At 35.6% G+C, this 19,690-nt stretch carries 19 protein-coding genes; 15 read left to right on the top strand and 4 right to left on the bottom strand.

Annotated elements, in window-relative coordinates:
* The first annotated feature begins 21 nt into the window (after positions 1 to 21).
* The 4 genes from LfDm3_RS02415 to LfDm3_RS02430 are packed head-to-tail and all read left to right on the top strand — an operon-like array spanning position 22 to position 5,169.
* A complete protein-coding gene (locus LfDm3_RS02415; protein WP_010021616.1) occupies positions 22 to 369 on the top strand; it encodes a YlbF family regulator in 348 nt (115 codons plus the stop codon).
* Positions 370 to 428: 59 nt separating this feature from the next.
* A complete protein-coding gene (locus tag LfDm3_RS02420) occupies positions 429 to 1,640 on the top strand; it encodes a metallophosphoesterase family protein (protein WP_039143873.1) in 1,212 nt (403 codons plus the stop codon).
* Complete coding sequence (locus tag LfDm3_RS02425; protein WP_039143874.1) at positions 1,630 to 4,194, top strand: AAA family ATPase; 2,565 nt, start codon at positions 1,630 to 1,632, stop codon at positions 4,192 to 4,194. The genes LfDm3_RS02420 and LfDm3_RS02425 overlap by 11 nt, the downstream gene beginning before the upstream one ends.
* Before the next feature lie 15 nt (positions 4,195 to 4,209).
* Positions 4,210 to 5,169, top strand: a complete 960-nt coding sequence (locus LfDm3_RS02430; RefSeq protein WP_039143877.1) for a 3'-5' exoribonuclease YhaM family protein — start codon at positions 4,210 to 4,212, stop codon at positions 5,167 to 5,169.
* 34 nt (positions 5,170 to 5,203) lie between these two features.
* Here LfDm3_RS02430 and LfDm3_RS02435 read toward each other — a convergent pair whose 3' ends face one another.
* The 3 genes from LfDm3_RS02435 to LfDm3_RS02445 all read right to left on the bottom strand — a co-directional run bounded on the left by LfDm3_RS02435 (position 5,204) and on the right by LfDm3_RS02445 (position 6,948).
* Positions 5,204 to 6,088: a peptidylprolyl isomerase gene (locus LfDm3_RS02435; RefSeq protein ID WP_039143879.1), complete on the bottom strand. Its 885-nt coding sequence runs from the start codon at positions 6,086 to 6,088 to the stop codon at positions 5,204 to 5,206.
* 119 nt (positions 6,089 to 6,207) lie between these two features.
* Positions 6,208 to 6,504 carry a hypothetical protein gene (locus LfDm3_RS02440; protein ID WP_039143881.1) on the bottom strand — a complete coding sequence of 99 codons (297 nt, stop codon included), beginning with the start codon at positions 6,502 to 6,504 and terminating at the stop codon, positions 6,208 to 6,210.
* 3 nt (positions 6,505 to 6,507) lie between these two features.
* Entirely contained in the window at positions 6,508 to 6,948 is a 441-nt protein-coding gene (locus tag LfDm3_RS02445; protein WP_039143884.1) for an HIT family protein, read from the bottom strand.
* A 120-nt stretch (positions 6,949 to 7,068) separates the two neighbouring features.
* On the opposite strand from LfDm3_RS02445, the gene LfDm3_RS02450 reads away from it, so the two are divergent.
* Genes LfDm3_RS02450 through trmB form a run of 3 tightly spaced genes read left to right on the top strand, consistent with a single transcriptional unit; the run spans position 7,069 to position 9,664 of the window.
* On the top strand, positions 7,069 to 7,806 hold the full coding sequence (locus LfDm3_RS02450) for an ABC transporter ATP-binding protein (RefSeq protein WP_039143886.1): 738 nt from the start codon (positions 7,069 to 7,071) through the stop codon (positions 7,804 to 7,806).
* The gene (locus LfDm3_RS02455; protein ID WP_039143888.1) at positions 7,799 to 9,013 is read left to right on the top strand and encodes an ABC transporter permease; all 1,215 of its coding nucleotides are present in this window, start codon (positions 7,799 to 7,801) and stop codon (positions 9,011 to 9,013) included. The genes LfDm3_RS02450 and LfDm3_RS02455 overlap by 8 nt, the downstream gene beginning before the upstream one ends.
* Positions 9,014 to 9,022: 9 nt before the next feature.
* Positions 9,023 to 9,664 (top strand): tRNA (guanosine(46)-N7)-methyltransferase TrmB, encoded by a 642-nt coding sequence (gene trmB, locus LfDm3_RS02460; protein WP_039143890.1) that lies wholly within the window; start codon positions 9,023 to 9,025, stop codon positions 9,662 to 9,664.
* Here the strand turns inward: trmB and LfDm3_RS02465 are convergent.
* Complete coding sequence (locus LfDm3_RS02465) at positions 9,661 to 10,029, bottom strand: hypothetical protein (RefSeq protein ID WP_156112341.1); 369 nt, start codon at positions 10,027 to 10,029, stop codon at positions 9,661 to 9,663. The two genes, trmB and LfDm3_RS02465, sit on opposite strands and share 4 nt — an antisense overlap.
* Before the next feature lie 45 nt (positions 10,030 to 10,074).
* Between LfDm3_RS02465 and LfDm3_RS02470 the strand changes: the two genes are divergently transcribed.
* The 8 genes from LfDm3_RS02470 to coaE all read left to right on the top strand — a co-directional run bounded on the left by LfDm3_RS02470 (position 10,075) and on the right by coaE (position 19,676).
* Positions 10,075 to 10,398: a thioredoxin family protein gene (locus tag LfDm3_RS02470; protein ID WP_010021602.1), complete on the top strand. Its 324-nt coding sequence runs from the start codon at positions 10,075 to 10,077 to the stop codon at positions 10,396 to 10,398.
* Between the two features lie 18 nt (positions 10,399 to 10,416).
* Complete coding sequence (gene ytpR / locus LfDm3_RS02475; protein WP_039143895.1) at positions 10,417 to 11,055, top strand: YtpR family tRNA-binding protein; 639 nt, start codon at positions 10,417 to 10,419, stop codon at positions 11,053 to 11,055.
* 44 nt (positions 11,056 to 11,099) lie between these two features.
* A complete protein-coding gene (locus tag LfDm3_RS02480) occupies positions 11,100 to 13,355 on the top strand; it encodes a DNA translocase FtsK (RefSeq protein WP_039143897.1) in 2,256 nt (751 codons plus the stop codon).
* Positions 13,356 to 13,432: 77 nt separating this feature from the next.
* A complete protein-coding gene (murC, locus tag LfDm3_RS02485) occupies positions 13,433 to 14,764 on the top strand; it encodes a UDP-N-acetylmuramate--L-alanine ligase (protein ID WP_039144007.1) in 1,332 nt (443 codons plus the stop codon).
* 13 nt (positions 14,765 to 14,777) lie between these two features.
* Positions 14,778 to 15,479 (top strand): Bax inhibitor-1/YccA family protein, encoded by a 702-nt coding sequence (locus LfDm3_RS02490; protein ID WP_010021598.1) that lies wholly within the window; start codon positions 14,778 to 14,780, stop codon positions 15,477 to 15,479.
* 95 nt (positions 15,480 to 15,574) lie between these two features.
* Positions 15,575 to 18,238 (top strand): DNA polymerase I, encoded by a 2,664-nt coding sequence (polA, locus tag LfDm3_RS02495; RefSeq protein ID WP_039143900.1) that lies wholly within the window; start codon positions 15,575 to 15,577, stop codon positions 18,236 to 18,238.
* Between the two features lie 12 nt (positions 18,239 to 18,250).
* Positions 18,251 to 19,093 carry a DNA-formamidopyrimidine glycosylase gene (gene mutM / locus LfDm3_RS02500; RefSeq protein WP_039143902.1) on the top strand — a complete coding sequence of 281 codons (843 nt, stop codon included), beginning with the start codon at positions 18,251 to 18,253 and terminating at the stop codon, positions 19,091 to 19,093.
* Positions 19,086 to 19,676 (top strand): dephospho-CoA kinase, encoded by a 591-nt coding sequence (gene coaE, locus LfDm3_RS02505; RefSeq protein WP_052236579.1) that lies wholly within the window; start codon positions 19,086 to 19,088, stop codon positions 19,674 to 19,676. The genes mutM and coaE overlap by 8 nt, the downstream gene beginning before the upstream one ends.
* Positions 19,677 to 19,690: the final 14 nt, after the last annotated feature.

Below are 19,690 nucleotides of genomic sequence, written 5' to 3' on the forward strand. Positions count from 1 at the left end.
CATTTAAGGAGGTAAGGAATTATGGCAGAAAATGATGTAATGAAAGATGCACAAACTTTACAAGATGCATTAGTAAAGACTGATGAGTTCAAAGAACTCCAAGCAACATATGATGAGTTAAAGAAGGATCAGGATGCCTTCAAGACATTTAAGGACTTTCAAACTAACCAAAATGAATTAAGACAAAAACAAATGGCTGGTCAACAAATTTCGCAAGATGACATGAAAAAAGCTCAAGAACTTGCTAATAAGATGAACAGTCTTGATATCATCAAAAAATTGATGGGTAAAGAAAAAGCAATGGGTAAGGTTATTGATGATGCTAATATGTTAATTACTAAGCCTTTGCGTGATATGTACGAAGCTTAATTAATCATTAATCGGAGCGCCCATTGGTGCTCCGATTTTTTTGTATGGGAGAAATTATAATGAAGTTTATTCATGCTGCAGATTTACATTTGGATAGTCCATTTTTAGGAATAAAGGAAGATACTACTACTCCCAGTGAGTTGTGGAAAATCCTACATAAAGCTCCATTTGATTCTTTTAGGAAAATTGTTGATGATGCTATTGATGAAAATGTTGATTTCGTTTTGCTAGTAGGCGATCTCTTTGATGGGAGTCACCAGAGTGTAAAGGCTATTAGTTTCCTAATTGAACAGTTAAATCGATTAGATGAACATCAGATTCCCGTTCTTCTTTCTTTTGGTAATCACGATTATCAAAGTGAAGGGGCCAAAGATTTCGCCTTTCCCAAAAATGTTTACGTATTTCCTAAAGAGGTAACAACTCATACTTTAACGCTTAAGGACGGTAAAACCGTCGCGGTTACGGGCTTTAGTTATGCGACTCGTAATATTGTAAACGACATGATTTCTGAATTTCCAGAACGTTCCGATGCGGATTACCAGATTGGAATGGTCCATGGAGCGATTAAAAGTGGCACAGATTCACAGTATGCGCCATTTACTATTAACGAAATGGAAAATTTAGGATATGATTATTGGGCACTGGGACATATTCATAAACGGCAACAACTAGATGATCATCCCTTAATTGAATATCCTGGAAACATTCAAGGGCGTCATAAAAATGAAGCTGGTGAAAAGGGATATCTTCTTGTCACTGATGGTACTGATGGCAACTTACAAGTGCATTTTGAGCCTACTTGTCCCATGGTGTGGTCAACGTTAACAATGAAATTAGATGGTAATGAGACTGAAGAAGGAATTGTTAATCGTATTATTGACAACATTGAGTCACAAAATTTTTCGAAGCTTCATTTGTTGGATGTAAAATTAAATTTTGTTGATGATGGAACAATCTCATCAGATGATTTACTAGATCGAATTAAAGAAAAGTTGCAGTATGATTTTGAAAATCTTCATGCCTGGGTCTATGAAATTGATGTGGTTGAAAATGCGGAAATGAAGTTTAATGATCTTGACCAAGAATTTTGGGATGAGACTAAGCATGAAGTATATAATGATGAAAATATTAAGAGTTTAGCCAAGAAATTATTTAAGCACTCTTATATTCGCGATAATTTTTCAAGTGATGATGCCATTACCAAGTTACTTGATGAGAGTATGAATTTAATTACTAATAAAACGAAGGGAAACGTGGAAGATGAGGATTAAAAAAGTTGAAGTATCTGGCTTTGGAAAACTTCATAATCTAACACTTGATTTTCATGAATTTCAAGTGATTTATGGAAGAAACGAAGCTGGAAAAACAACCCTCTTGAATTTCATTAAAGATGTTTTATTTGGCTTTCGAGATAGTCGGAGTAAACGGGATTTTACCCCGAAGGATGATTATAAGATGGGTGGTCGCTTAATTGTCGAGCAAGACGGAACGACCTACATTATTCAGAGAAATGAAGGAAAAAACGGCGGAAAACTGACGGTTTTCGATGAAGATGAAAATCAGTTACCGGATGGAATCTTGGATCGGATTTTAGGACCGATTAATCGTGATTCTTATGATAATTTGTTTTATTTTGGAAACGTCAGTTTAAATGATATTTCTCGCTTAAATAAGGAAGAACTTTCTAAACGAATTCAGCGTGTCGGAGTAGTTGGAATTGACAGTTGGATCGATTTAGAGAATGAAAACCAAGAAAATGGTGGGAAGATTTATAAGCCAACTGGTAAAAAGCCGGAGTTAAATCAATTACTAGTTGAAAGGGAAAGATTAAACGCCAAGGTTCATGAAGCAAGTAATGAATACCCAAAATACCGTGAACTGACGATTCAAGCAAAGAAGGATGAAGAAAAGAAGCGTCAAAATCGAATTCATCGTAATGAGTTATCTCAACAACTGAGTCGGGTTGATCAAGATTTATCTAGTTGGGATAAATATGACCAACTAAAACACCTTCAAAACGATGACTTGGATATCAAACAAGGCTTTGCGGAAAGTGATTTTGAAAAGTTTCAGGATATCCAAAATAAGCTTGCTAATATTCAATCTGAAGTTCAAGATGATGAGCAAAAAATTGATCGATTTAAAAGTCAACATCATGAATCAAATGACGATTTACAATTTTATAATGATAATGCTGATTTAATTCGGAGTTTAGAAATAGAACTTGATGGTCAAATTCAACAAGTAAGCCGGATTGAACGACTGGATCATGATATTAAAAGTGCCCAGGTCCGTTTGTCTGAGGATGAACCTGATGCGGGTGGCAGCGAAAGTGTTCCATTTGATGATGATGAAATTGATCAAATCAATCATCTTATGAATGAATATCAAGATGTCAAGGAACAAATGGATTATTATGCCCAATCTAGCTCCACTACTAGTAATGGAGATAATACTTTATCACTAGTGGTTGGTGCTACTGGTTTAGTACTTATTGGAATTGGAATCTTTATGGGCGGATTAGCCATTCCGATTTTAGTTGTAATTGGGTTATTATGCATGGGCTTTGGCCTTTATCGTTATGTACAGAAATCCAAACAACCAGTTGAAAATAAGGATGAAAAAAATAATTATTTTCAGACTAAGCTGGAGCAAATTGACCAAATGCTAGATCAGATGGGGGAGAAACATCATATTGAAAATATCCCTTATAATCAGTGGAATGACTCCCTGCAAAAGGCAATGAGACGACGTGATTCGGATCGTGATCATTTACGTGATTTTGTGCAATCCCAAAAGACTATGAATGAGAGGGTAGAAAGTTATCTAGATCGATGGAATTTTGCGGCAAATAGAACGGGTTTGAGTGATTATGATAGCGAAATGGTGGCTTTAAACAAAATTAAACAGTTTCTTTCAAACGTTAGGGACCAAAAAAGAAAGTCTGAACAAATTAATCATGAGCTCAGTTATTTAACGTCAAATGCTGATACCCATCGAGCACAAATGAAGGATGTTAATGGTAGGTTGAATCGTTTCTTAAGAGAACGTGATGTTACAAACGGTACTGAATTCAAGAAAGAGTATGATGAGCAACGAAATACAACTGAGAAAAGCAAACGAAAAGAGGAGTTAGAATACTCACTGGATCAAGCTCTTATTGAAAGACTGCAAAAGTATGACAATATTGATCAATTGAAGAATGTTAGGCATGATCTTCAGGAACAAATCGATCAACTGGATTCTGATTTTGCTGACCAATCAGACCAGGTTGCTCAATTAAACGTTCAGATTAAAAATATGGAAAAGGATGGAACACTCGATTCATTAACTCAGGAGTTAGCAAGCATGGATACTAAGGTTAACGAGTTAGTTGAGAAATGGTTAGTTTACCGATTAACCAACCAGTGGATTGAAAAAGTTCTTGATGCTGCAAGTAGTGGTCGAATTCCAAAGGTCAGAAAAGATGCCGCTAAGTTCTTTAAGACCTTAACCGATGGTCATTACAAGAAGATTGATTACAATAAGAAGAGTATTTCAGTCCTAAGTGATGATGGCATCAAATTTAAAGTGGAAGAGTTGTCAAAGGGAACGATGCAACAGTTGTATCTCTCACTTGTTTTTGCGTTAACATTAGCTTTTAGTGATGAATATCCAATGCCAATTATGATCGATGATGGGTTTGTTGACTTTGATCATTTTCGAACCGATAAAGCCATCGACCTGATGAAGGAACTAGCTAAAAGCACACAGGTAGTTTATTTCACGGCCGATGATCGAATTAGAAGTGACGTAAATGATGAGAACTTAATTGAATTAAAATAGTGGAGGTGGAGTCAAATGAGCAAAAAATTAAAAGAATATCAATTGGATGAAGACATTGATGCTTTTGTATTGATCAAATCAGCCGATGCTCGAATTGCGAAAAATGGGAAACAATTTATTTCCTTTGTATTTGAAGATAATTCGGGAGAAATTGGCGGAAAATTGTGGGGTGCTAGTAACGATGATGTAAAAGTATTCAAATCTGGACAAGTTGTTCATATTAATGGAAAACGGGAAGCTTATCAAGGAAGTCCCCAGATTAAGATTAATCATATTCGTCAAACTGAAACTGGTGAACCCAATGATCCCAGTAGTTTTATGCAGCATGCTCAGATGACTCGTTTCGAAATGGAAGAATACATTAGTCAAACTATTTTTGAAATCATTAATCCAACGTGGAATCGAGTTGTTCGAACCCTACTTAAAAAACATCAAGATGAGTTTTTCACTTATCCAGCAGCTAAAACTAATCATCATGCTTATGCTGGTGGATTGGCGTTTCATACGATTTCGATTTTAAAATTAGCTAAGGGAGTTGCTAAATTATACCCACAGGTAAATCCATCGCTTCTTTATGCGGGAGCAATCTTGCATGATTTAGGCAAAACAACCGAGTTATCTGGTCCAGTTGCTACATCTTATACTAGTGAGGGAGACTTACTGGGACATATTAGTATTATTGATGGTGAAATTGTCGAGGCAGCCGATCAGTTAAAGATTAATCAACATTCTGAAGATTTACTTCTTTTGAGACACATGGTTCTATCGCATCATGGTATCAAAGAATATGGATCACCAGTGACGCCAGAACTATTGGAAGCTCAAATTTTACACGATTTAGATGATTTGGATGCTTCCATTAACATGATTACTGGTGCTTTAAGCGACACAGAATTTGGATCGTTTAGCAAACGAATTTTTGGAATGGATCGAAATAAATTCTATAAACCTGAGAGTAAAGAAAAAGGTGAGTAACTTAAGTTACTCACCTTTTTATATTTAAATTATTTTATTTCATTGCCTTAGGAGTTGAAGTGTAATCAGCCAAGATATTTTGTAAGTCTTTATCTTGTATCTTTACATCACCATCTTTAAGAACTTTAGATACAACCGCGTGTAGAACAGTATTATCACTCATACGTTCAGTAGCAAGTTGATCCTTTAATTCAGCCTTGTGATCCTCGTATTTACCCTTAGAAGGATGATTTACCATTTGAATTACTTGGTAACCAGCTTTAGTCTTTACGGGTTCCTTAGTGTACTCGCCATTCTTAAGCTTGAAAGCCGCATTCTTGAAGTTGTTATCAAGACTGGTATCAGTGTTATCGAATGGAGCCATCTTGCCACCATCTTTCTTGTTGGCATCAGTTGAGTATTTCTTAGCTAAATCAGAGAACTTTTGACCATTTTCTAAGCCAGAAATTACTTTCTCAGCGTCACCCTGATTCTTAGTGGTGATTTCATTAACCGTTACCTTAGGTTGATATTTCTTGAATTGGTTTTGAAGATCCTTATCGGAGAAACTAGTGTTAGCAATCACAGCTTGTTTCAATAATAGGTTATCCTTGATTTGTTCCTTCAGGCTCTTTTCGGTTAATCCTTGTTGACTTAGAAGGGCCTTAAATTGGGAACCATACTGTGACTTGTATTGATTAAATTGGTCATCAACCTGTGATGATTTAACTTTGTCACCATATTCTTTATTAAGAACTTTGTTCAAAATCATAGTTTGAAGAACGGTTTTACCCTGTGGGGTTTTCTTCATACTATTGTAATATTGACTTTCGGTGATTTTACCACCACTTGTAGTAGCCACTGTCTTACTACTACCACAGGCAACTAGTGAAACACTCAAAAGTAATGCTGCAGCTCCAACGAGCCATTTCTTCTTCATATATTAGCACATCCATTTCTTCAAAATATTGGGCACACAAGGACTTTATGTACACCATTCATTCTTAATATAACATACATTAGTGACAAGTTAAGATTGATCAAATAATTTAATTGAAATTAAAAATTATTTAACTGATCAGAGAGGTGGTTAACCCGCGGCTTTAATTGAAACTTAGCTTGTTCTACGTCCCTATCTAAGCTTTTCATTACTGGCTGAGCATTTTCTAATGCATGATTAAATCGATTCAAATTTTTTTGAACCGTTGAAGCGGAATTGAAGATGTTTTTCCAGTCATCCAAGGTAACGTTATCTTTGGGATTAGAGTCACCCTTTTTTTTGAGCATTAATAAGCCGGTGATTGTAATCCCAGTTAAAACTCCTGCAGCAACCAACGTAACGGTAGTTTTTTTCATAAATTATTCCTCCAATTGTTTAGTAATTGAGTCAGCAATTTTTTGGTATTTATTTTTGTCATATTGTTTTGAATTATCAGAAAAGTTAATGGAAAAGGTATCGTTCTTTGTGTAACGCGGAATTAAATGGAAATGAGCATGGGGAACCGATTGATAAGCAATTTTTCCGTTGTCATTAACAATGTTCATTCCCTTAATATTAGGATTGGAATCTTTGATTGCACGTGCAATCTCAGGGACTTTGGAAAATACTTTGCCAGCTGTTTCAGCATCGAAATGAAAAATATCTTGAATATGTTTTTTAGGAATAACTAAAGTATGTCCAGGAGTGGTTTGTGAGATGTCTAAAAATGCTAAAATTTCATCATCTTCATAAACTTTATAACTTGGAATCTCACCCTTAACAATTTTACAAAAAACACAGTTTGGATCGTAATCAGTCATATAAATTTCTCCCTTCAATTTAATCCAATTATACACTAACATTACCTGTATAATAAGTGCCACCAAGCAATATGGTATACTAATTATAATAATGATAAGAATAAGAAATGAAGGTTAATTATGAGCTTGCAAGTAGAAGACTTAACTGGTGGGTATTCTAGCGTTCCGGTTTTAAAAAATGAGACGTTCGATGTTAAGAATGGGGAACTAGTTTCTCTTATTGGATTAAATGGAGCGGGAAAATCAACTACAATTAATCATATTATTGGATTAATGAAACCATTTTCAGGGACCATTAAAGTTAATGGATTGCAAATTAGTAAGGATACTGAAAAGTATAAACAACAGATTGCTTACATTCCTGAGATGCCGGTTTTATACCAAGATTTAACTCTAAAAGAACACATTGATACTACCATTATGGCTTATAACTTAGATCAAAAGGAAGCATGGGATCAAGCCAATGAGTTACTAAAAATGTTTCGACTTGATAAACGACTTGATTGGTTCCCAGCTAACTTTTCTAAAGGAATGAGACAAAAGGTAATGATCGTATGCGCTTTTATCACGAATGCGTCATTATATGTAATTGATGAGCCGTTTCTAGGGCTTGATCCACTTGCTGTTGATGATCTTTTGCGCTTGATTGAAAAAAAGAAAAAAGCTGGTGCAAGTATTTTGATGTCAACCCATGTTCTTGATACTGCTGAAAAATACTGTGATCGCTTTGTGTTGATCAGTAAGGGTGAGATTCAGACTGAGGGAACAATGGATCAGATTAGGGAAAAATATCCTGATGCTGGGAAGTCACTTTCAGATATTTATCTATCTTTAGCAAGGGATGGTAAAAATGAATAAGATCTTTCAAAAACGCTTAAGCAATCATTTGATTGAAATGACCAAATACCTTAAGTATGTATTTAACGATTTCTTTGTGATTGCTCTCATGTTTTTTATTGGTGGACTTGGTTATGCTTACTCTGGATTCTTAAAGCAATTATCTGGCAATTTATGGTGGGAACGTCCCGTTGCTATCGTTGTTTTATTGATTGGATTGCAACTTGGTGGATTAGCAACTCTGGTCAAGTCTGCAGATAAAGTCTTTATGGCTCCCAAAGAATACCAGTTTCATAGCTATTTTAGTGGAGCTTTTATTTATAGCCTCGTAATGGGGATGATAATTGACTTAATCACCTGGTTTGTTTTGATGCCATTTTTAAGTGTTTCAATTGGATGGGGAATTTCTCAGTTAATTGGACTGTTATTGGTCATCTTATTACTAAAAACTGGATGGATGTCATATCAAGTCGTTAAGTTGTATTTTCAATTGAATCATCATGTGGTAATGGCTTTTGTCACCGAATGGGTTCTTCCCTTGATTATTTTGGTTTTGGCACTGTATTTTAATGTCTGGGCAGCAGCTCTTTTAGCATTGCTCATTACTGCATCCTTGTTATATGCAGCTAGTTTGACTAAAAATGAACTTTTAAATTGGAACTATACCATTAATCATGAAGACGCCCGAATGAATCGAATTTATCATTTTTATAGTCTCTTCACTGAAGTCCCTGAATTATCTGGGCGAATTCATCGCAGAAAATATTTGGATCCAGTATTTAAGCTATTAAAAAGGGATCAAGGACATTTATATTCCAACTTATATTTGCGATCATTACTACGAGATAGTGGGCCAGGGTCTCTTTATTTTCGGTTGGTAATTATTGCTTTAATTTTGGTATTGATTATCCCAAATCAAATTATTGGAGCGTTAATGACCGTTATCTTCGTATACTTGGTTGGTTTCCAATTGATTCCATTCTACGAGCACTTTGATAGTAATGTATTTACTCATATTTACCCAGTTAATCAAAAGCGACAGCTCCAAAATTTTCGGGCAATTGTGCAACTTTTACTGTTGTTTGAATGTTTTGTCCTATTAATTGCGATGTTAATTGCCCGAATTACCATTCCAATTATTTTGATTACAATGGTTGTTTGGTTGATTGAGGGATATGTTTTGACGGTTCCATACTTAAACAAGAAAGCAAAACAAATTAGAAATTGAGGTTAAATAATGAGAGTTAGAAATAAACCATGGGCAAATCAATTTATTTTGGACCATCCTGAATCAATTGTGGATGATCCGGAGAAATACATTGGTAAATGGGAAAGTCGATTTCCTAATGATGCGCCAATTTACGTTGAAATTGGCTGTGGAAAGGGTAAGTTTATTACCGAAATGGCAGAAAAAAATCCCAACATTAATTTCATTGGGATTGAAATTCAAAAGTCAGTAATTGCCATGACTTTAAAGAAGGTTGTAAATGACCACTTAAGTAATGTACAACTGATTCACACTGATGGTGGCTTAGTTAATACCTTTTTTAAAAAGGGTGAGATTGCAAAAATTTTCTTAAACTTTTCTGATCCATGGCCTAAAAAACGGCATACCAAACGTCGATTAACCTCGCCACATTTTCTGCAAAGTTATCAAGATGTTCTACCAGATCGGGCTGAATTAGAATTTAAAACAGATAATCGAGGATTGTTTGAATATTCTTTGGTTAGTTTAAATAATTTTGGGATGAAGTTTGAAACGGTAAACCTTAACTTGCACGATAGTGATGCAGTGAAAGATAACGTCGAAACTGAATATGAAGAAAAATTTAAAGAAAAAGGCCCAATCTATAAGATTGTGGCCCAATTCGTTGACTAATTAATTGATTCAGTATTCAAAAGTTTGATGTTATTGATCTCATCGTTAGCTAGATCGAATGTAAATCCATAGGATTTGATATTATGATTATCATCATCTAGTAGGTTGATACCACCGATAAACTGACCATCCTCATTTTGATTGAAATCAATCCAATACCCATAAAGTTCACTGTTATCAAATTTCTTAGTAAGAGTATCGGATAAATGACGTCTAACCTTATCTTGATCACGTTCTTGTTTGTGTCGAATCAGTGAGTACAATGTTGCCCCAGCAATAGCTGTCCCGGTAATGAAAGCTAATTTATGTTTTACGATCATAAAAGCATCCCTTCGATTGGATTTGTTTAATTTATTATATAACATTTTTAATCTTAGTGGGTTATAATATTAATGTTTAGGAGGGATACTATGGAACAATTACCAGTAATGAATCTTGAAGAATTAAAGCAAAAAATCAAGAACGGAAAATACATTTTGTTTTTCTCGGCCACATGGTGTCCGGATTGCACATTTATCAAGCCTGCTATGCCAGAAATTGTAAAAGATTTTCCAAACTACAAATTTATTGCCGTTGATCGTGATGACAATCTTGACTTAGCTAAAGAAATGAACATTTTTGGTATTCCAAGTTTTGTTGCGTTTGATAATGGTGTTGAAACAGGAAGATTAGTTAATAAGGATCGTAAGACTAAAGCACAAGTTGAAGACTTTATTAAATCTCTTCCACAATAAACTCGGGAGTGATTAAATTTGATGATTGCAAGTTATAATCCAACTCAGATGGGTGACGTTTTAATTATCGTTCTGGGCGAAGGATCAGATCCACAGAGTGTGTCTGAATCAGACAATGTTGTTCAAATTAAGGATAAGGCTGGAGAAGTAGTTGGTTATAATATTTTTGATGCCAGCGAAGTCCTTGATGATTTGAAATCTAAAGACGGTCAGGTTGAGCTTTCAACTGCGGACGTAAAAAAATTAAATAACAAATTAAATCAAGCGGGATTTAAAGAAAAATTACCGCTTAAAAGTGATCCTAAATTTATCGTTGGGTATGTTGAAAAAATGGAGGATCACCCCAAATCTGATCATTTGCATGTAACCCAGACAAGAGTGCAAAATGATAAAGTACTTCAATTAGTGAGTGGATCACCTAACATGCAGCAAGGAATTAAAGTTGTAGTAGCTGAAGTTGGTGCCATGATGCCAAATGGACAAATTATTTGGCCTGGTGAACTTCGGGGAGTAAAAAGCGATGGGATGATTTGTTCTGGAAGAGAACTAAGAATTCCTAATGCTCCGGATCGACCTGGAGCACTTATCTTGCCAGATTCTTACCAAGTTGGGGAACCATTTGATTTTGAGAAGGCAAAAAATCTTTTTAACGAATAGTTTCTATTCGTTTTTTTATACATAATTCTTTAAGGGTGAGTAAATTGGAACATTATGATGGACCAGCATTTTATCGTAAGTACTTTAATGGGAAAGTTCCCTTTAAAAATAGCGATAGAAAAATTAATGATTTGCAAAAATCAACCAAGCAACCGAATAAAAAAGTCATTCATAATGATGATTCTGATGTTAAACAGAATCATTTTAGTTCTCGTTATCAACCCAAGTATCGGAGTAATTTCCAACTACGATTCAAGGATGATAAAAAGCACTATGTTGAATCACGGAATTCTTTAGTTGAAAGAACTAAGGAGTTTACTCCACGTTCACGTGCTCAAAATGATAATTTTTACTCAATTAATCACTCCATTAGTAAGCCATATGAGGATGCTGCAGTTGAATTGGAAAAAAGCGATGATGATTTTGTTCTTTATTTGGATCCTAAAGATCCGGGTGCCATCCCGAATGATGACCTAAATGTTTGGGATAACGATACACAGCCAATCATGAAGGATAATGTAAATAATAATGAAAACATTGTGGATAACTCAAAGGCTGTGGATAACTCAGAAAATGATAAAGAAAGTCCTGATGGTGACAGGGAACTTGGCCATTCACTTGCTGATATTTTTAAAGAGGAAAGTGGATTGGCAGCTAATTTGGCATTATTTAGTGATGGCAAGGATGAAGGTGCTAAGTTAAAGTCAAATGAGTCGGCACCCAAAGCTCATCACGATAATGTAAATGATGAATCGAGAAAAGAAATTAATCAGCCAAATGATGTTGAAGAGAAAACAAAACCAGTTGAGGAACATGGTAATTCAATCATCGAAAACCCAAACGATCAAACTGACCATTTAGTAGAGCCTAATAAGGGAAGTGCAGAATATCAATTTCCTAAAAAGGATCTGTTAAATCCACCAGTTTCTTCTTCTGATGATGGGTTAAGTGAATGGATTGAAAAACAAGTCCAGACGCTAGATGATACTTTAAAGGCGTTTGGGGTTCATGGTCATGTGGTTGATTGGACGGATGGTCCAACGGTAACTCAGTTCCAAGTAAAGTTAGAGTTGGGAGTTAAAGTCAGTAAGATCACCAATCTTACTGATGATTTAAAGATGGCGTTAGCTGCAAAGGACATTCGAATTGAAGCACCAATTCCTGGAAAGTCAACAGTTGGAATTGAAATTCCAAACCCCAAGCCAAGACCAGTAATGTTGTCTGAAATTTTGGATTCAAGTTCTTTTTCCGATAGTCAATCACTTTTAGAAGTTGCACTTGGAATGAGTATTGGTGGAGTATCCAAGACTGCTGACATTCAGAAAATGCCACATGCTTTGATTGCTGGAGCAACTGGTTCTGGAAAAAGTGTGTTTATAAACAGTTTGTTGGTTTCCTTATTGTATCGAAACTCTCCACGTGATTTAAGAATGATTTTGATTGATCCTAAAGCGGTGGAATTAGCACCTTATAATGGAATTCCACATCTTTTGACACCAGTTGTTTCTGATCCAAAAGAGGCCTCGGCAGCCCTTAAATGGGTTACGGAAGAAATGGATAATCGTTACGAACGATTGGCGGCTGCCGGGGTAAGAAATCTTACACAATATAACCAACAGGCTCACAAGAGTGGACGTGATGCTGATAAGATGCCTCAAATTTTGGTTGTAATTGATGAGCTTGCTGATTTAATGATGGTTGCATCAAATGAAGTTCAGGATTATATTGTAAGAATTACACAGAAAGCCCGAGCTGCTGGGATCCATTTGATTGTTGCTACTCAACGACCAAGTGTGGACATTGTTACTGGAACAATTAAAAATAACATTCCTACTAGGATTGCATTTATGGTATCTAGTCAGGTTGATTCGAGAACCATTATTGATCAAAGTGGGGCAGAACGACTACTTGGTAAGGGTGATATGCTTTATCTTGGTAGTGGGGCCAGTCAGCCAGTCCGACTTCAAAGTGCATTTGTGACGAATCAAGAAGTTGAGAGAGTATGTGCGCAAGTGCGGAGTCAGGAAACACCAAAATATGAATTTCAACCTAAATCATTACTGAAAAGTGCCGAACAAGCTCAACAACACGATGATTTATGGAAATCAGTCTTAAAGTACATTGCCAAAGAAGATGGAATTTCTACTTCTAAGTTGCAACGAGTCTTTTCAATCGGATATAATCGAGCAGCTAGTATTATTGATGATCTGGAACAAAATAACTTCATTTCAGGTGAGCATGGTTCGAAGCCGCGGGATGTTTATTTGAATGAGAAAGAACTTGCTAAAATGAATATCTAAATTCTTAGATTTTCGTTACTTTAATTGGTATGATTAAATCAGACAATAAAAAGGGGATTCCAACTAAAATGACTAATATTAATAAAAATACCACTTATTTTTTTGTGGGAATTAAAGGTACCGGAATGAGTGCAATGGCACTGATTCTGCATGATCGTGGCTGCAAGGTCATGGGATCTGACATTGAGAAATATACATTTACCCAGCAGGGACTAGAAAATGCTGGAATTAAGATTGAACCATTTAATCCTGATAATATCAAAAAGGGAATGACCATTATTAAAGGTAATTCTTTCCCTGATACTCATCCTGAGATTGAGAGAGCCGAAGAATTAGGATTAAAAATTTATAGTTATCCAGATTTTCTTGAAGAATTAATTGAAGGTTACACGAGTATTGGGGTTTGTGGAGCCCATGGTAAAACCAGTACAACTGGGTTACTATCTCACGTACTTGGTGGCATTGCTCCAACTGACTTTTTGATTGGTGATGGATCTGGTAAGGGAACTCCTGATGCTCGTTTCTTTGTTTATGAAGCTGATGAGTATCGCCGACATTTTCTAGCTACTTATCCAGATTATGCAATTATGACTAACATTGATTTTGATCATCCTGATTATTACACCGGGATTGAAGATGTGTTTGATGCATTTCAAACGTTTGCAAATCAAGTGAAGAAAGCTATTTTTGCTTGGGGCGATGATAAGAACTTAAGAAAGCTAAAGGCGTCGGTTCCCATTTATTACTATGGAACTAGTGATGATGATGATTTTCAGGCCGTTGACATCAAGAGAACAACTGCCGGATCAACTTTTAACGTTAAGTATAATGGAAAAGATCTCGGAGAATTTAGTATTCCATTGTATGGTGAACATAACGTCTTGAATTCATTAGCCGTAATCGCAGTTGCTTACTTTGAAGACGTTAACTTAGATGAAATTAGACGAGAACTTCAAACCTTTAAGGGAGTTAAGCGTCGTTTTTCTCAGATTAAAGTTGGCGATATGACGATCATTGATGATTATGCTCACCATCCATCTGAGATTAAAGCTACTTTGGATGCTGCAAGACAAGAATATCCAAATAAGGAAATTATTGCTGTTTTTCAGCCCCATACTTTTAGTCGTACCATTGCGTACCTTGATGATTTTGCTAAAACTTTGAGTAAAGCTGATAAGGTTTACGTTACTAAAATTTATAGTTCGCCTAGAGAAAAGTCTGGACACGTTAAAAGTGAGGACTTAGTCAATAAGATTACCAAAGATGGTGACCTGATTGAGGAAGAAAATATGTCTCCTCTGTTGCAATATCACGATGCCGTGGTAATATTTATGGGTGCTGGAGATATTCAAAAATATGAGAGGGCGTATGAAGAATTATTAAGTCACTTGAGCAAGAAGGTTAATTAAAGGAGAATAAAAAATGAATAATTTTGATGGAGAAAGCGGTCGTCGAATGGTTGGAGACAACGCAGGACTCAACGCGTTTTTTACCAAAGTATACGGGATTATGGGAATTGCAGTGTTGATTTCTGCTATTTCTGCATATTTAAGTAGTGTTTTTATGCCAAACATTAGTAGTGGAGCTTCTGGCTTAGTCATATTAGTAGTTTGGTTTATTATTTCATTTGTGATTTCAGGATTTGCTCAAAGCAATCCGACGTTAAGTTTTATTGGTTTATTAGTCTTCTCGGTTCTAACTGGTTTTTCGCTTAGTTACATTTTCATTGCCTTTAACCTAGGAACCATTGGGGCAGCATTAGTATCCAGCGCAAGTATCTTCTTAGTGATGAGTGCAATTGGATTTACCACCCATAAGGATTTAACTAAGTTGAGTACTCAATTATTTGCCGCTTTGATTGCTTTAATCATTGCGATGGTAATTAATTTGTTCTTAAGAAACCCTTGGATTGAATTATTTATTTCAGCAATTGGAATCATTATCTTTACTGCTTTGAGTGCTACTGATACTCAAAACTTAAAGAAAATGTACAATCAATATGCTGGTGAAATTAATGTCAATGGGCTAGCAATTTCAGGAGCACTTCAGTTATATCTTGATTTTCTTAACTTATTTACTTTCCTTCTCGAAATCTTTGGTATTTTTGGAAATAATCGAGATTAACATAAAAAACATGACCGAACGGGTCATGTTTTTTTTCGCAGTTGAATTGATTATAAGTGTTAAAATAATAGTAATTAATTCTAAAGGAGAATTTTATGGCAGACAAGAAATTATTATTAATTGACGGGAACTCTTTAACGTATAAAGCATTCTTTGCGTTATTTACTTCATTGGAGCGTTTTACCAACGAAGATGGCTTGCATACCAGTGCCATTTATGGCTTTAACCGAATGCTAGACGATATTTTAAAGGATGTTCAACCTACGTCAGCCCTTGCTGCTTTTGATGCAGGAAAGACAACCTTTAGAACCAAAATGTATGAAGATTATAAGGCTGGACGCGCCAAAATGCCCGATGAATTGAGAGAACAGTTTCCATTTGTTATGGACTTACTGCATGATCGTGGTATTAAAACCTATGAACTAAAAAATTATGAAGCTGACGATATTATTGGAACCCTTGCTAAAGAAGCCTCAAAAAAGGGTTATCACGTCACCATCATAACTGGTGATCGTGATCTTACTCAACTTTGTTCGGATAAAGTGACCGTTGCGATTTCCAAAAAGGGTGTTAGTGAAATTGAGAAGTATACCCCCTCATTTGTAAAAGAAACGATGGGAATTACCCCAGAACAAATTATTGATGTTAAGGGACTTCAAGGTGATAATTCGGATAACTATCCTGGAGTTGAAAAGGTTGGCCCTAAGACCGCTGTAAAATTAATTCAGCAATTTGGAAGTATTGAGAACCTTTATGAGCACATTGATGAGGTCTCTGGTAAAAAATTAAAAGAACATCTAATTAGGGACAAAGATCAGGCTTTGCTTTCGAAAAAATTAGCTACTATTGATCGTGATGCACCACTCACAATTTCATTGTCAGATTTGAAATATGATGGAGCTGATAATGACAAATTAGTTGATTTTTATAAAAAAATGAATATGAAATCATTTTTACGAGAAATGGAAGGTGCTAGTAATCAGGATGCTGAAAAGCTTCCAGACGTTAAATATACTGTATTAACTAAGGATAATTTGGATGAATTAGACCAGCTATCTGGAGAAATTGTGTTTAACATTGAAATGCTGGAGGAAAATTATCACGTGGCACCCTTTGCAGGTTTTGTTATTGGTAATCAGAACCACTGGTATGTAAGTCGTGATATTGATCTCTTAGATGATCCCAAAATAAAAAACATTTTAGAGAATAAAAACATTAAAAAGAATGTTTTTGACGCCAAAGCTCAGATTGTGGCTGCAAATCGGGAGAACATAAAGTTAAATAGTGTTGATTTTGATATGTTGCTTGCATCGTACCTGTTGAACACCTTGGATAACAGTAATGATCTCGCTAAGGTGGCTAATCGTCATAATTACTATGGGGTTAAGCCGGATAGTGAAGTTTATGGAACCGGGAAGAAAAAAGAAATTCCGGCTGATGATCATGTCTTTTTTACTCACATTGTTAGAAAAGCATTGGCAATTGACGAATTAAAGGATAAAATGATTGACGATCTGAAAAAGCACAATCAATTGGATCTTTATCGCAACATGGAAGTTCCTTTATCTTATGTTCTAAGCGAGATGGAAATTGAGGGAATTACCGTTGATGTTGATACTTTAGAAGCACTTAAAAGTAAGTTTACCGAGCATCTTTCTGAAATTGAACAGGCTATTTATCAAGAAGCCGGTGAAGAGTTTAACATTGGCTCGCCAAAACAATTGGGTGAGATTCTGTTTGATAAACTAAAACTGCCAGTAGTTAAAAAGACTAAGACCGGGTATTCAACTTCAGTTGATGTCTTAGAAAAACTGGCCGGATTAAATCCAATTATCGATAATGTGTTAGCTTACAGACAGCTTTCAAAACTAATTTCAACCTATATTGATGGAATCAAGAAGGATATTTATTCTCGTGATCATAAGGTTCATACCCGTTATTTGCAAACGTTAACTCAGACTGGTCGATTATCATCGGTTGATCCAAACTTGCAAAACATCCCCGTTCGAACTGAGGAAGGACGCAAAATTAGAGAAGCATTTGTTCCACGTCACAAGGATTGGGAGCTCTTTTCATCTGATTATTCTCAAGTTGAACTAAGAGTTTTAGCGGCCATTTCTGGGGATAAGAATATGCAGGAAGCGTTTAAAAATGGTGAAGATATTCATGCCGCTACTGCACGAAGGATTTTTGAACTACCAAGTAATGAGGATGTAACTTCAGAGCTTAGAAGACAGGCTAAAGCCGTAAACTTTGGAATTGTGTATGGGATTAGTGCTTATGGACTGGCTAAAAATACTGGAATTTCCAGAAAACGGGCTCAGGAATTCATTGATAAGTATTTTAGGGAATATCCAGGTGTTAAAAAGTATACCGAAGATAGTGTAAAATTTGCTGAGGATCATGGCTACGCGGAGACCATTATGAAGCGTCGCCGTTATTTGCCAGACATTAACTCTAAACAATTTCAGAAGCGTTCATTTGCTGAAAGAACCGCAATGAATTCCCCAATTCAGGGGAGTGCTGCTGATATTGTTAAGGTTGCGATGATTAGGATGCAAAGGGAATTAAAAAAGCGTGGTTTAAAAGCTACGATGTTACTTCAAATTCATGATGAATTAATTTTTGAAGCACCAAAGGATGAAATTCCAGTGTTGGAAAAATTAGTTCCAAGTATTATGGATTCAGCAGTTGATTTAGATGTACCATTAAAGGTTGAAAGTCATTATGGTCCAAATTGGTATGATATTAAAAAATAATGGGGTGTAGGGATGCCTGAGTTACCTGAGGTTGAAACAATCAGAAGAGGTTTAACCAATCTTGTACAAGGTACAACAATTGTATCTGTGGATGCTTTGTATCCAAAAATGTTGAATATGCCAGCTAAGGAATTTGAAAACATGTTAGCTGGAAAAGAAATTCTACAGATTGATCGAAGAGGAAAGTATCTTTTAATTCGCTTAAGCGATGATTATACGTTAGTTTCTCATTTGCGAATGGAAGGGAAATATGACGTTGTTCCTGAGGGAACTGAGAACCAAAAACACACTTACGTTGTTTTTCATTTAAATGATGAACGTGAATTGCGGTATAACGATACAAGAAAATTCGGTAAAATGAATTTAGTTAAGGATTCTCAAGTTTATGACTTGTCAGGATTGAATAAAATTGGACCTGAGCCGACTGAAGAAGATTTAACGTTTGACTATTTAAAAAAGCAGTTGCATAAATCACATCGAAAAATCAAAGCTTTTTTGTTAGATCAATCTAATATTGCTGGGATTGGAAATATTTATGCTGATGAAACACTGTGGTTGTCAAAAATTCATCCCGAACAAGCTACTAATTATTTAAGTGATCAAGAGATTGAGACCTTAAGAGAAAATATTATTAAAGAAATTCAGTTGGCAATCAAAGGTCATGGGACCACGGTTTTTACCTATAAAAATGCTTTTGGTGAGGAAGGTAGCTTTCAAAATCATCTTCATGTTTATGGTAAGAAGGGACAACCATGTGAACGATGTGGAACTCCCATCGAAAAAATCAAAGTTGCTCAGAGAGGAACCAGCTTTTGTCCATACTGTCAAAGAGTTCATGGTGATTTGAGTGAGTAAAGTAATTGGGTTAACGGGTGGAATTGCAACTGGAAAATCGGCAGCCAGTGATGATTTAATTGCACTGGGAATTCCTACGCTTGATTTAGATGCAATTACACATGAATTAGAACAGAATAACCATGATTTAATTCAACAAATTTACGAATTGTTTGGCCCTGCATCAATTAGTAATGGCCAAGTTAACCGAAGGGCTTTGGGTAAAATGGTGTTTACCGATCATGATAAAATGAAGCAATTGGTTCAGATCGTTAATCCGTTTGTTTTTCGGACTGTCAAAGAGGAACTAAATCAGTTACAAGATCGTCATTTAGTAATTTTAAATGCGCCGACTCTTTTTGAAAATGGTTTTCAAACCCTGACGGATGGTAATCTTATGATTACTTGTGATCCTATGATTCAAATAAAACGGTTAATGAAAAGAAATAACGTTTCGATTAGTCAAGCAAGTAAAATGATTGGTTCGCAATGGTCACAGTCGATTAAGTCCCAATTATCGGATTGGTGCATTGATAATTCGGGAACTCCAGCTCAGTTGAAATCATTGGTTAAAGATTGGTACACATTAGTAAGTGATGTGTAGTTAATGAAGGTGAA

This window comes from Fructilactobacillus fructivorans (assembly GCF_000814735.1).
GTDB lineage: Bacteria > Bacillota > Bacilli > Lactobacillales > Lactobacillaceae > Fructilactobacillus > Fructilactobacillus fructivorans.

What these genes read in the sequence shown, in the direction of transcription:
- LfDm3_RS02415 (WP_010021616.1), top strand. Translation starts at nt 22, where the DNA reads ATGGCAGAAAATGATGTAATGAAAGATGCACAAACTTTACAAGATGCA.
- LfDm3_RS02420 (WP_039143873.1), top strand. Translation starts at nt 429, where the DNA reads ATGAAGTTTATTCATGCTGCAGATTTACATTTGGATAGTCCATTTTTA.
- LfDm3_RS02425 (WP_039143874.1), top strand. Translation starts at nt 1,630, where the DNA reads ATGAGGATTAAAAAAGTTGAAGTATCTGGCTTTGGAAAACTTCATAAT.
- LfDm3_RS02430 (WP_039143877.1), top strand. Translation starts at nt 4,210, where the DNA reads ATGAGCAAAAAATTAAAAGAATATCAATTGGATGAAGACATTGATGCT.
- LfDm3_RS02435 (WP_039143879.1), bottom strand. Translation starts at nt 6,088, where the DNA reads ATGAAGAAGAAATGGCTCGTTGGAGCTGCAGCATTACTTTTGAGTGTT.
- LfDm3_RS02440 (WP_039143881.1), bottom strand. Translation starts at nt 6,504, where the DNA reads ATGAAAAAAACTACCGTTACGTTGGTTGCTGCAGGAGTTTTAACTGGG.
- LfDm3_RS02445 (WP_039143884.1), bottom strand. Translation starts at nt 6,948, where the DNA reads ATGACTGATTACGATCCAAACTGTGTTTTTTGTAAAATTGTTAAGGGT.
- LfDm3_RS02450 (WP_039143886.1), top strand. Translation starts at nt 7,069, where the DNA reads ATGAGCTTGCAAGTAGAAGACTTAACTGGTGGGTATTCTAGCGTTCCG.
- LfDm3_RS02455 (WP_039143888.1), top strand. Translation starts at nt 7,799, where the DNA reads ATGAATAAGATCTTTCAAAAACGCTTAAGCAATCATTTGATTGAAATG.
- trmB (WP_039143890.1), top strand. Translation starts at nt 9,023, where the DNA reads ATGAGAGTTAGAAATAAACCATGGGCAAATCAATTTATTTTGGACCAT.
- LfDm3_RS02465 (WP_156112341.1), bottom strand. Translation starts at nt 10,029, where the DNA reads ATGTTATATAATAAATTAAACAAATCCAATCGAAGGGATGCTTTTATG.
- LfDm3_RS02470 (WP_010021602.1), top strand. Translation starts at nt 10,075, where the DNA reads ATGGAACAATTACCAGTAATGAATCTTGAAGAATTAAAGCAAAAAATC.
- LfDm3_RS02490 (WP_010021598.1), top strand. Translation starts at nt 14,778, where the DNA reads ATGAATAATTTTGATGGAGAAAGCGGTCGTCGAATGGTTGGAGACAAC.
- polA (WP_039143900.1), top strand. Translation starts at nt 15,575, where the DNA reads ATGGCAGACAAGAAATTATTATTAATTGACGGGAACTCTTTAACGTAT.
- mutM (WP_039143902.1), top strand. Translation starts at nt 18,251, where the DNA reads ATGCCTGAGTTACCTGAGGTTGAAACAATCAGAAGAGGTTTAACCAAT.